This is a genomic window from Mesorhizobium sp. WSM3224 (assembly GCF_000427725.1).
GTDB lineage: Bacteria > Pseudomonadota > Alphaproteobacteria > Rhizobiales > Rhizobiaceae > Mesorhizobium.
Genome location: NZ_ATYO01000006.1, coordinates 19,798 through 32,065, shown reverse-complemented (window position 1 = coordinate 32,065; position 12,268 = coordinate 19,798). Strand labels below are relative to the sequence as shown.

Here is a 12,268-nt window from a genome sequence, read left to right as displayed (position 1 = left end):
TCGAACCCGCTTAGGCGCGTCACGTCGAAAAGGATCGAGCGACACGCTTAAGCCCGTGTTTGTGATGCATGTTGCCCAAAACCGCTGCGCACTTTTGGCAACATGCATTGGGCGGGTTCAATTGCTGTCGCCGCCCGGCAGCGAGAAGATATAGCCTTCGCCACGCACTGTGCGCAGGAATTTTGGATTGGCGGGGTCGGCCTCGATCTTCTTGCGCAATCGCATGATGCGAATGTCGACCGCGCGCGACGATTCCGGGTCCTCGACGAAGCCGATGGCTTCCGAAATCGCCGACCGCGTCAGAAGCCGGTTGGCGCGGGTGAGGAAAACCTCGAGCACGTCGAACTCGCTCTTGGCCATCTCGATGACCGCGCCATTGGCGCCGATGACCAGACGGCCGTCGAAATCGGCCTGGAAGCCGCCGAAATTCATGAAGCGGCGGTTGCCGGTTTCGGCCTTCGCCGTTTGCGGCTCGGCCAGCTGCGGCACGCGGCGCAGCACGCTGCGCACCCGCGCCAGCACCTCGCGCAATTCGTATGGCTTGACGATGTAATCGTCGGCGCCGAGCTCCAGCCCGACGATGCGGTCGAGCGCGGTGCCGGCGGCCGTGGCATAGATGACGCCGATCGGCGTTTTCGAGCGCAACCAGCGGCCGAGCGACAGCCCGTCCTCGCCGGGCATGGCGATGTCGAGGATGGCGAGGTGGAAGGACTGCGCCTCGAACAGCGTGCGCGCGGCCGCGGCATTCTCGGCCGTGACGACGTCATAGCCGTTGGCGCCAAGATACTCGGCCACGGCTTCCCTCAGATCCGGTTCGTCCTCGACGACGATGATGCGTGCCTTCACGATGCGCTCGCTCCCGCTTTCAGTGGAAAGTAGATTGGGTATAAACGTCATGTCCAGCACTCATCTCGAGTTGTCTGTGGCGGGGTGGAAAAAATGGCCGCACGATCCGTCATTGCGCTTGTGTGCGTCGCCGAGGTGGTGGCGGGCGATCTCGCCAATCATCTCGACCGGCGCGGGCACGACGTACGCAAGGCGCGCCAGCCCTGGGAAGCGGAGACGCTGCTTTCGTCTGGAGATATCGATGTCGTGATCATCGGCGACGACGTCAGCCAAGCGGAAGGTCGGGAGTTGCTCAGGCGTTACGGCGGCGAGGGCGGTCCCGATTTCATCCTGATCTGCCGGCCGCGCGATCTCGTCGACAAGGTTCTGGCGCTCGAGCTTGGCGCCGCCGATGTGATTGAAAGCCCGCTCAACGTGCGCGAGCTTGCCGCGCGCATCGGTGGCCTGCTGACCAGACGCGGCAGGGTCGGCGGGGAATTGATCGTGCTCGAGAACGCCACCGTCGATCTGCGGTCGGCCATGGTCATGCATCGCTCCGGCGCGGAAGACCAGCTTTCCCCAGGTCAGGTGGCGCTGCTCAAGCTTTTTCTGGCGAGCCCGCGCAAGGTGCTGACGCGCGACGACATCATCGCTGCCGCACCGGCCGAGAATGCCGACGCTTTCGACCGTTCGATCGACTCGCGCATCGTGCGGCTGCGCCGCAAGCTCGACACCGAGACCATCATCACCATCAGGGGCGCCGGCTACCGTTTCGATCCGCCGGTCTCGCGCAACGAATGAGCTCGAGTCAGCGAGCCCTTTGAGCATCGGACTCCCCAAAGCGGCGGTCATTTGGCTCCGACGCCTGGCGCTCAGCGCACCACGATGACCGAGGGGCCGGATGACAGGTCGGCGCTGGCGGTTATCTCCGCCTGGGCGTGCTCCCTGAGCAGTACCGTTGCAAGCGCGGCAAAGCCCAGCAAGCCTTGCGCGTAAAGAAGTGCGGAAAGCACTGAGGCAGCAAATTTCGTCTTCATCTCTTCAAATCCTCAAATCTCGAAATCGTAGGTGCTTCAGGAAACTCCCGAAGCGCCCGCGCCGCCGACGGAGCCCCCCGCTGCGGCGCGGGCCTTCGGTCCTCTCGGCAGCAAGCAGCCGGAGGGGCCGCGTGTCCTCATCAGCCGAAGGCCGACCCGCCAGAGGGCCTTCAGCCGGTGGACGCGCAGGCTGGAAACGATCCAGACCGTGGCGATGAACAGAGGCATGTGCAGCGTCGAAACCTCGCCGGAACTCATCGTCGCCTGGGCCGTCACCGAGGTCCCAACCGCTGAGCCGGCGCCGCCGAGCACGATCGCCGCGACACTAATCCCGAAAGCTAGGAGCGGAGTTTCGATTTTCGTTTGCAGATGTCTGTTCCCGTTGCGTCAACCTGACGCCGGCCTGTATCCACATCATGCCGCCGGAGAGGCAGATTGTTGCAGATCGGTTTCGAAATTGGCTGTCAGGCCTTCATATAAGGGTCAAATACACTTTCGTTTGCGCTGCAGCCTGCCCCATTAGTTGCAAATTGAGAGGAGCGGTCTCTCCAGTTTGGGATCTCCGGCGTTAACTTTTGGAAACAGATTCGAAACAGAAACGAGCGTCAAGCGAAATTCAACTGAAACAGGCGCGCTCAATAAGGCGATCCATCGAAATGAAGCCGGCGCGACCGGCAAAAAACAGAGAGGGACCGTCATGCATATTTCCGCCAAGCTCATCCATGTCGCTGCCGCGGCGCTCACCGGTGCGGCGCTGCTCTTCGGCGCCGGCAACGCCGCACACGCCAATCAGATCGTCGCCAAGGTTTCGCTGTCGCAGCAGATCATGGAAGTCACGGTCGACGGCCGTCCGACCTACACGTGGAAGGTGTCGACCGGTGACAGAATGCACATCACGCCGACCGGCTCGTTCAGGCCGACCAGCATGCATGAGATGTGGTATTCGAAGAAATACGACAACGCGCCGATGCCGCATTCGGTGTTCTTCAGCGGCGGCTACGCCGTTCACGCCACCTATGCCATCAGCCATCTCGGCCGTCCCGCCTCGCATGGCTGCGTGCGGCTACATCCGGATGCAGCGGCCGATTTCTATCAGCTGGTCGAGGTCTTCGGCCCCGCCAACACCAGCATCGTCATCGTCAAATAACAGGCTGGGGTAAGAGAACGGGTCAAGTAGCAGGCGGATTGCCGCCTTCGGAATAGCTCTGGCACCGAAGCTGTGGGGCGACCGCCAAAAAAAGAGGCCGGGATTTTCCGGCCTCTTTTGTTTTTTTGCTTCGTCGCCTTCTCAGCTCGGCAGCGCCGGCATCAGGTTCGGATCAGGCTTTTCGGCAAGATGCGGCAGGTCCTTGCTGGCGATGAAGGTGTAGAACATCGGCACGACGAAGAGCGTGAACATGGTGCCGACCAGGATGCCGGTGAAGATGACCAGGCCCATCGAGTAGCGCGCTGCCGCGCCCGCGCCGCTGGAGACGATCAGCGGCAAGACGCCGAGCGCCATGGCCGCCGTGGTCATCAGGATCGGCCGCAGGCGCACCTTGGCCGAAGCGATGATGGCGTCGCGCCGCCGCATGCCATGTATTTCACGCTGTTGGTTGGCAAATTCGACCAGCAGGATGCCGTGCTTGGTGATGAGGCCGATCAGCGTGATCAGACCGACCTGGGTGTAGATGTTGAGCGTTCCCAGGCCAATGTTGAGCGGCACGATCGCGCCGAAGATCGACAGCGGCACCGCCATCATGATGATCAGCGGGTCGCGGAAGCTCTCAAACTGGGCTGCCAGCACCAGATAGATGACGATGACGGCTGCCGCGAAGGCAATCAGGATGGTGTTGCCCTGCTCCTTTTCCTGCCGCGACTGGCCGGAATAGTCGATGAAGAAGGTGTCGGGCAGCGTCTCCTTGGCAATATTCTCCAGCGCCTGAAGCCCGTCGCCGGTGGTGACACCCGGCAGTGGCAAGGCCGAGATGGTGGCGGAATTCAGCTGGTTGAACTGTTCGATCGCGGCCGGCGAGGCGTTGGTCGAAATCTTCACCACAGCCGACAGCGGCACCATCTTGCCGTCGACGCTGCGAACGAAATATTCGCCGAGCTTCTCGGGATTGTCGCGGAACTGCTTCGGCACCTGCGGGATGATGTCGTAGCTGTTGGAATCGCGGTCGAACTGCGCCACTTCCGCACCGCCGACAAGCAGCGTCAGCGTGTTGCCGATGTCGGCGATCGGAAGGTTCAACGCCGCGGCGCGCTCGCGGTCGATTGTGACGGTCACCTGCGGCGCGTCATAGGACATCGAGTTCTGCACCACGATGAAGCGACCCGAGGCTTGCGCCTTGTTCTTGATCTTTTCCGCCTGCTCGAAGACCTCCGAGGAGCCGCCGGTGGAGCGCACGACCATGGCAATCGGCAGGCCGCCGCCGGAACCGGGCAGCGTCGGCGGTGCGAAGACGAACGCCTCGACGCCCGCCACCTTGGCGAGGCGGCCCTGGATGTCGGCCTGAAGCTGCTTCGAATTGCGCTTGCGCTGGGCCCAATCCTTGAAGGCGAAGCCGACGAAGGCGCTGTTGGTCGTGCCGCCGAAGGCGACGGCCGAGAACTGCGCCCTGGTCTCGGGAATGTCCCTCACCAGGCCCAGGATCTGGTTGACATAGGACTCGGTGTAGTCCGATGTCGCGTAGCGCGGCCCTGTCACGATCGAGAGCAGGAAGCCCTGGTCTTCTTCCGGCGCCAGTTCGCCGGAAGTCTTGGTGAACATGAAGCCGGTGAGCGCGACCAGCGCGACGACGATGATCAGCGTTACTGGCCGGTTTCTCAAGGAGGCGGTGACGGCCCGCTCGTAGACGCGCTCGACGCGGCCGAAGACGCCGTCGACAATGCGTTGGAATCGGCTGTGCGCGCCTGCCTTCAGGAGGCGGGCCGACATCATCGGCGTGATGGTGACGGCGATCACGCCGGACAGCACCACGGAGCCGGCCAGCGTGACCGCGAATTCGCGAAACAACGCACCGGTCAGGCCACCGGTGAAGGCCAGCGGCGCAAACACGGCGGCTAGGGTGATGGTCATGGCGACGATAGCCGAGAAGATTTCGCGCATGCCGTTGAAGGCCGCCTGCATCGGCGACATGCCTTCTTCTTCCATGTGGCGGTGGATGTTCTCCACCACCACGATGGCGTCGTCGACGACGAGGCCGATCGCCAGCACCATGGCGAGCAGCGACAGAAGGTTGATCGAGTAGCCGACCGTAAACAGTATGAAACAAACGCCGATCAGCGACAGCGGGATGGTCACGATCGGCATCATCACCGAACGGAACGAGCCGAGGAACAACAGGATGACCAGGATGACGATGGCAACCGCCTCGCCGATGGTCTTGAACACCTCCTCGATCGAGGCGCTGATCTGGCCGGTCGCATCGTAAACGACCTCGATCGTCATGCCTTTCGGCAGTGTCTCCTGGATCTGCGGCACGAGCCTGGTGACCGCCGCCGCCGTCGTCAACGGATTGGCCGCCGGGGTCGGGAAGATGGCCAGGAAGGTGCCTGGCTTGCCGTTGAAGCTCACCCTGGTGTCGGTGCTCTCCGCGCCGAGCTCGACACGCGCGACATCGCGCAGGCGCACCACCTGGCCATCCGTCGAGCGTATCGGGAGCTGGGCGAACGCCTCGGGCGTTTGCAGGGTGGAATGCACCGTGATCGAGGAGACCACATATTCGTTCTGGGTGTTGCCGGGCGCCGACAGGAAGTTCGAGTTGTTGATCGCGGTCAGCACGTCCACGGCCGTGGCGCCGCGGGCGGCGAGCCGGATCGGGTCGATCCAGACGCGCATCGAATATTCCTGAGCGCCGAAGATCTGGACGTCGGCGACACCTTCCACGGTCGAAATGCGAGGCCGTATGACGCGCTCGATATACTCGGTGAGCTGCTCCTTCGTCATGTTCGGATTCTGCATCGAGATGTACATCATCGCGAACTGCTGCCCGGTGCCCTTGACGATCACGGGGTCCTTGGCGGCGTCCGGCAGGGTTCCGCGCACGCCCTGGACCTTGGACAGCACCTCGGTGAGCGCGACGTCGGGATTGGAGCCGAGCTTCATCTGCACCGTCACCGTGCTGGAAGACGGACGGCTGGACGAGGTCACGTAGTCGATGTTTTCCGTCGAGGCGACGGCGCGCGCGATCGGGGCGGAGATGAAGCCCTGGATCAGGTCGGCGCTGGCGCCAGGATAGGCGGTGGTGATGGTGATCGCCGTCTCGTCGACCTTCGGGTACTGGCGAATCGACAAGTTGAAGATGCCCTGGAAACCCAGGAGCAGGATCATGCAGGCCAGCACCGTCGACAGGACAGGCCGGCGAATGAAGAGGTCGGAAAAGCTCATTGCTGAACCTGCTTGTTCGCCGATTTGCTGGGGTCGATGGTGTTGTCGACGGCAACCGACATGCCGTTGAAGAGCCGGTTCTGACCGGCCGTGACGACCTGGTCGCCATCCTTGAGGCCCTCGGTGATCTCGACCATGCCGTTGTTGCGGCGGCCGAGCTTGACGAACACCTGCGAGATGACGAGGGCCGGCTGCTGCGCGGCGTCAGCCGGCTTGGCGCCCTCGGCAGCCGCCTTGTCGGCCGGCTTCGTGTCAGCCGGCTTTGCCGCGTTGTCAGCGGGTTTGGAGGCGTCCGCCTGCGGCTTGGCGGCATCGCCAGACGCCTTATCGGCGCCAGCCTTCTGCTCGTCCGGCTTTGCCGGCGCAGCCGCGGCGCCTCCGGCAGATTTTGCCGGCTCGACGACGAAAACAAAATCGCCGTAAAGGCTCGTCGTCACCGCCGTCTGCGGCACGGAGATGACATTGTTCTCCTGCGGCAGCTCGACGCGGATCTGGACGAACTGGCCCGGGGTCAGCTTGCCTTCCGGATTGGCGACCTCGCCGCGGATCGAAACCAGCCGGCTTGCCGGGTCGATCTTGGGATCGATGCCGCGAATGGAGCCGGTAAACGACATGTCGGCGAGATTGCCGCCAAGCTTGATGGCCTGGCCGATCTTGAGCAGCGGCAGCTGCTGTTCGGGAACGGTGAAGTCGACCCTCATCGTGTCGAGATCCTGGATGGTCACGACCGCATTGCCGGGCGCCAGATACTGGCCGATGTCGATCTTCGGAATACCAACCGTGCCGCCGAAGGGCGCGGACAATTGCTTCTGCTCGAGCACCGCCTGCAGCTTGATCACCTGCGCGGCCGAGGCATCCGCCGCGGCGCGCGCAGCATCGAGCGTGGCGTCGGTTCCGACGCCGCGCCGCTGCAGTTCGATCGCACGGGCGAGCGCGGCCTGATCCGAAGCGGCCTGCGCCTTCTGCGCCACCAGATCGGCTTTTTCCACGGCATCGTCGAGCTGCACCAACACCGCGTCGGCGGCAACCTTCTGGTTGGCGTGGAAGAGGATGTCCTTGACGATGCCGCTCGTCTCGAGGGTCAGGTCGACGCCGCGCACGGCATTGACGGTGCCGATCGCCTCGATGCCGGGGGTCCACTCCGAAGGCTTGACGGTCACTGTCGAAACCGTCGCGGCCGGCGGCTTCATGGTGGCGAAAAACTGCTTGATGCCGGCATCGCGCATGAAGTTGAAGCCAACGATGCCGACGCACACCAGGGCGAGCAAAAGCAAAAATCCGGCGATGATGAAAAAGCGCTTCACGGAGAGACCCCTCGAGCCGGCAACCGGCAAAACAATCGATGCCGGGACACATATCGACGATAAGTCCCGATTTCAAATGGCGGGCGCCTTACTGTACCGGCTGGACGGTCTTGTCAATTCCGCCTAGGCTAATGTACGGGGAGGCGCGATGAGAGTACCCAGGGCAAACTCACGCGAAAAGATCCTTGCCGCCGCCGCCGACGTGGCACGCGAGGCAGGCCCGGGAAGCCTGTCGCTTGAAGCTGTCGCCAGCCGCGCCGGAGTGTCGAAAGGCGGCCTGCTCTACAACTTCCCGACCAAGGCCAAGCTCATGCAGGGGCTTGTCGAAAGCTATCTCAGCGACTTCCACAAGGCATTGGAAACACGCGCGGCCGAGGCCGACCATGAGAGCGTGCTCTCGGCCTATATCAAACTTTCGGCCGACGATTGCGAGCGGCCGAAACCCTCGGCCTCCTGGATGTTCTCGGCGATCGCCGAAGATCCCGACTTCCTGACGCCGATAAAGGCGTTCAAACGCCAGCTGTTCGAACGGCTGAAGGGGGAGACGGACGATCTCGGCTCGCTGCTGGTCTGCTTTCTCGCCATCGAGGGCATGCGCAGCATGAATCTCTTTGATTCAGACGTGCTGTCGCAGGACGAGCGCGAGCTTCTGGTTTCCTCGCTGCTGAAGATAGCCGGTAGATCACCAACGGTTGAGAGCGTCACACCAGCTTCATCCTAGCGACATAGCGTCCTCCACGGTTCTTTGCTGCGAATGCAAAAGGAGTGGGACAATGGTGGACGTAGTTTCCAGTGAGGCGGGGATCCCGAGACCGGATCATCCTCTAGCACAATCGGGCGGTGCCAAGTGGTTCCTGCCGGCTTTCGGCGTGCTGGTGCTCGTCGGCATCATCTATGTCGGCTATGCGCTCAGCCAGGACCTGGCCGAAGCCAAGACGGTGCCCTGGATCCTGCTCGGCATCGCCCTTTTGATCGCGCTGGGCTTCGAGTTCGTCAACGGCTTCCACGACACCGCCAACGCGGTCGCCACCGTCATCTACACGCGTTCGCTGCCGGCCGAATTCGCCGTCATGTGGTCGGGTGTCTTCAACTTCCTCGGCGTGCTGACCTCGAGCGGCGCAGTGGCGTTCGGCATCCTGTCGCTGCTGCCGGTCGAGCTTATCCTGCAGGTCGGCTCGTCCTCGGGCTTCGCCATGGTGTTCGCCCTGCTGGTCGCGGCCATCCTGTGGAACCTCGGCACCTGGTTCCTCGGCCTGCCGGCTTCGAGCTCGCACACGATGGTCGGTTCGATCATCGGCGTCGGCCTCGCCAACCAGTTCACGGCTCCGGCCGGAAGCGCCACCAGCGGCGTCGACTGGGGGCAGGCGACCAATGTCGGCACCACTTTGCTGGTCTCTCCGATCATCGGCTTCTTCGCCGCCGCCGTGCTGCTCTATGCGATGAAGCTCCTGGTGCGCAACCCGGCGCTCTACGAAGCGCCGAAGGGCAACACGCCGCCGCCGTGGTGGATCCGCGCACTGCTGATCTTCACCTGCACCGGCGTCAGCTTCGCGCATGGCTCCAATGACGGCCAGAAGGGCATGGGATTGATCATGCTGATCCTGATCGGCGTGGTGCCGACCGCCTTCGCACTCAATCGCACGCCCGACATCAACTATCTCGAAGCCTACAAGTCGGCCTCGGTCTCCGTCGAGCAGGCGCTGGGCAAATATGTCAAACCTGGCGTGACAGCCGCCGATCCGAAGGCCGCTGTCCAGGAGGCCGTGCGCAGCAAGACCTGGAACGATCAGACGACGGTCGCGCTGCAGACCTACATCCACAACACGACCGCCGAGCTGCAGCCCTATGCTTCGGTCGACAAGGTGCCGACCGATCTGGTCAGCAACGCGCGCAACGACATCTACCTGATCGGCGAAGCGCTGAAGCTGATCGACAAGAAGAAGTTGCTGCCGATGCAGGCCGATGACCTCAAGGCGGTGACCGACTATCACAAGGCGGTCGACAACGCGACGAAGTTCATACCGCTATGGGTGAAGGTCGCCGTGGCGCTGGCGCTGGGTCTCGGCACCATGGTCGGCTGGAAGCGCATCGTCGTCACCGTCGGCGAGAAGATCGGCAAGAGCCACCTGACCTATGGCCAGGGCGCGGCTGCCGAGCTGGTGGCGATGATCACCATCGGCATGGCCGACCGGCTCGGCCTGCCGGTGTCGACCACCCATGTGCTGTCGTCCGGCGTCGCCGGCACGATGGCGGCCAACGGCTCCGGCCTGCAATGGTCGACCGTGCGCAACCTTTTGCTTGCCTGGGTGCTCACGCTGCCCTGCTCGATCGCGCTCGCCTTCGTGCTGTTCGTGATCCTCCGCCAGGTGTTCTGAGCGGCGGCAATGGCATCAACGGTGCCAGCTTTCAGGCCCCGTATCCCTTCAGGTTATCCCGAAACGCTGGCGGGACAGCACCCCCTCTGTCCTGCCGGACATCTCCCCCGCAAGGGGGGAGATCGAATGTTACGCCGGCTTTCGCCAATCATCAACGTTGGGAAATGAACGCCGACGGTCGAGCTGCCAATCTCCCCCCTTGTTGCGGGGGAGATGTCCGGCAGGACAGAGGGGGGTGTGAAGGAACTCGACCGTGGTGCTTTGCCGGACCTTAGGTCGGATCTTCGCGATGCAGGTCGTGGATGGCGACGCCCTCGACATTGGTCGGCAGCATCAGCCACTTCTTGTGGCGCAATGTGCGCTCGGTGTCCTCCAGGCCCATTTCCCAATGCTCGCGCATCGAGGTGCCCGAGAATTCGTAGTCCTTAGCGTGGCCTTCATAGCCTTTGTGCTGGTAGATCAGGTGAACGATGTTGACGACGCCGGCGTTCGAATAGTCGGCGATCAACTCACTCTCGCCGTCCTTGAGCTGTTCCGGCGGCACCCGCTTGAGCGCATCGAGCAGCTTCATCTTGAGTGCGTGGATGCGTTCGAAATTGTCGGTGTTCTGGCGCGTGCGGCTCGAATACATGATGTCCTTGTGGCGCGACAGGACGTCGGCCATGCCGCGCGGCAGCACGCCGCGGGCGCTGAACAGGTCGACCTGGAAAACCAGCGAAGACCGGTCCTCTTCCTGGTCGAGCAGATATTGCAACGGCGTGTTGGAAACGATGCCGCCGTCCCAATAATACTCGCCCTCGATGCGGATCGAGGGAAAGGCCGGCGGCAGCGCGCCGCTCGCCATGATGTGCTCCGGCCCGATGCGAACCTTGTCGGTGTCGAAATAGACGAAGTTGCCGGTTCGGACGTTGACCGCGCCGACGCTCAGCCGCTTCCTGCCGTCGTTGAGCAGGTCGAAGTCGATCAGGCTTTCCAGCGTGTCCTTGAGCTCGGCGGTGTCGTAGAAGCTAGTGGCGCCTTCAGCGCCCGACAGCTGGAACCAGGGATTGGGACTGCGGGGCTTGAAGAAGCCGGGCTGGCCCATCGTCATCGTCATCAATGACGAGGTCTGGTTGCGGATATCGCGGTAGATGTCGCCTTCGGGCGTATAGGCCCAGATCTTGCGGCCCGAAATCGTCTGCCAGAACTGTTCCAGCCGCTGCAGGCGGCGGCTCGGCTCGTTGCCGGCGATGATCGAGGCGTTGATGGCGCCGATCGAGACGCCGGAGAGCCAGCTCGGCTCGCAGCCGGCATCGGCAAGCGCCTGATAGACCCCCGCCTGATAGGCTCCAAGCGCGCCGCCACCCTGGAACACCAAGGCGATGCGGTCATATTGCGCCGTGATTTCGGCAATGGTGGCGGCGGCCGCCTTGCTGCGGTTGCGCTCAAGCACCGGCTTTCTCCAACTGGGTCGCACCGGCGGCGGATTGGTTGTGGCCGGCGAGGTAATCATGCACGACTTCGCCCAGGCCGAGCGTCAGATCGGCGGTGAAGTGGACGGCCGAGACGATGTCCAGCACAGGCAGCTTGGCCACATCGGCCATGACATGCGGGCGAAGGTCGAGCGCGGCGGGCGCCGTCCAGGCTTCCTTCAGCGTGATGTCGGTGAGGTAGTAGCGAACCAGCTCGCAGATGCGCGGACTGCCGTCGACATGTGGGATGATCTTGATGAGGAAATTGGGCGCGGCGAGCGAGGCCAGCACCTGGTCATGATCGGCCTCGCGGTGCTTGTAGCCCATCGTGCCGGTGGCGCACAGAACGCTGCCATAGTGCAGCGTGCCCACCACCACCTCGCCCTCATGCACGATCTTGGGGCTGGCGAGCTTCTTCGGGAACCCCCAGAGCTCGCGGCCGCCGGCGATCGGCGCGTCGTCGTCGAGATACATCGAATGGACATAGCCGCCATGCTGGCCCTTGTAGCGCACCGGTATGACCTGGCCGGTTTCGGTGTAATCGCCGAAGCCGGTCGAATCCGGCATGCGAATGAACTCATACTTGACCAGCGGCTCGTCGATCTCGAGCGGCGCCGGCACGACCGCTTCCAGTGCCTCGCGCGTGGTGCGGTAGGTGATGATGATGTATTCGCGGTCGAAGAAACGATAGGGCCCGGGCGGGAAGGACGGATTGGTAAGCGGCATCGCATAGGCGCGCTTCACGACGTCGGCGATTTCCAAGCTGTTCACCCATCGGTTCAGGAATGACACGCGCGAAACGCGCAGGAAGAGTATGTTGCACGGCACCATGACAGTGCCATGTCATGGTTCTTGAGCGCCAGCTTCGTGGATCGAGAACAGCATCACAACATTGTAATCGCAA

The 12,268-nt window shown here is 63.0% G+C and carries 11 protein-coding genes; 4 read left to right on the top strand and 7 right to left on the bottom strand.

All coding sequences use genetic code 11. The annotated features are described in order from the left end of the window. Positions 1-117: 117 nt before the first annotated feature. The gene (locus tag YU3_RS0112415) at positions 118-846 is read right to left on the bottom strand and encodes a response regulator transcription factor (RefSeq protein ID WP_027166556.1); all 729 of its coding nucleotides are present in this window, start codon (positions 844-846) and stop codon (positions 118-120) included. Positions 847-939: 93 nt separating this feature from the next. On the opposite strand from YU3_RS0112415, the gene YU3_RS0112410 reads away from it, so the two are divergent. After that, positions 940-1,626, top strand: coding sequence for a response regulator transcription factor (locus YU3_RS0112410; RefSeq protein WP_027166555.1), 687 nt, complete (start codon positions 940-942; stop codon positions 1,624-1,626). Positions 1,627-1,697: 71 nt separating this feature from the next. Here YU3_RS0112410 and YU3_RS41220 read toward each other — a convergent pair whose 3' ends face one another. Next, entirely contained in the window at positions 1,698-1,862 is a 165-nt protein-coding gene (locus YU3_RS41220) for a hypothetical protein (RefSeq protein WP_198021659.1), read from the bottom strand. A 36-nt stretch (positions 1,863-1,898) separates the two neighbouring features. Then, positions 1,899-2,174, bottom strand: a complete 276-nt coding sequence (locus YU3_RS0112400; protein ID WP_245273495.1) for a hypothetical protein — start codon at positions 2,172-2,174, stop codon at positions 1,899-1,901. A 385-nt stretch (positions 2,175-2,559) separates the two neighbouring features. Between YU3_RS0112400 and YU3_RS0112395 the strand changes: the two genes are divergently transcribed. After that, the gene (locus YU3_RS0112395) at positions 2,560-3,009 is read left to right on the top strand and encodes a L,D-transpeptidase (RefSeq protein ID WP_027166553.1); all 450 of its coding nucleotides are present in this window, start codon (positions 2,560-2,562) and stop codon (positions 3,007-3,009) included. A 141-nt stretch (positions 3,010-3,150) separates the two neighbouring features. On the opposite strand, the gene YU3_RS0112390 is transcribed toward YU3_RS0112395, so the two are convergent. Continuing rightward, positions 3,151-6,234, bottom strand: a complete 3,084-nt coding sequence (locus YU3_RS0112390; protein WP_027166552.1) for an efflux RND transporter permease subunit — start codon at positions 6,232-6,234, stop codon at positions 3,151-3,153. Further along, entirely contained in the window at positions 6,231-7,538 is a 1,308-nt protein-coding gene (locus YU3_RS0112385; RefSeq protein WP_245273493.1) for an efflux RND transporter periplasmic adaptor subunit, read from the bottom strand. The genes YU3_RS0112390 and YU3_RS0112385 overlap by 4 nt, the downstream gene beginning before the upstream one ends. Before the next feature lie 148 nt (positions 7,539-7,686). Between YU3_RS0112385 and YU3_RS0112380 the strand changes: the two genes are divergently transcribed. Together YU3_RS0112380 and YU3_RS0112375 are read left to right on the top strand one after the other, a co-directional pair. Next, entirely contained in the window at positions 7,687-8,259 is a 573-nt protein-coding gene (locus YU3_RS0112380) for a TetR family transcriptional regulator (RefSeq protein WP_027166550.1), read from the top strand. Positions 8,260-8,311: 52 nt separating this feature from the next. After that, positions 8,312-9,913 (top strand): inorganic phosphate transporter, encoded by a 1,602-nt coding sequence (locus tag YU3_RS0112375; RefSeq protein WP_027166549.1) that lies wholly within the window; start codon positions 8,312-8,314, stop codon positions 9,911-9,913. Between the two features lie 271 nt (positions 9,914-10,184). On the opposite strand, the gene YU3_RS0112370 is transcribed toward YU3_RS0112375, so the two are convergent. Then, a complete protein-coding gene (locus YU3_RS0112370) occupies positions 10,185-11,345 on the bottom strand; it encodes a patatin-like phospholipase family protein (RefSeq protein WP_027166548.1) in 1,161 nt (386 codons plus the stop codon). Further along, positions 11,338-12,126: an acetoacetate decarboxylase gene (locus YU3_RS0112365; RefSeq protein ID WP_036258416.1), complete on the bottom strand. Its 789-nt coding sequence runs from the start codon at positions 12,124-12,126 to the stop codon at positions 11,338-11,340. The genes YU3_RS0112370 and YU3_RS0112365 overlap by 8 nt, the downstream gene beginning before the upstream one ends. Positions 12,127-12,268 lie beyond the last annotated feature (142 nt).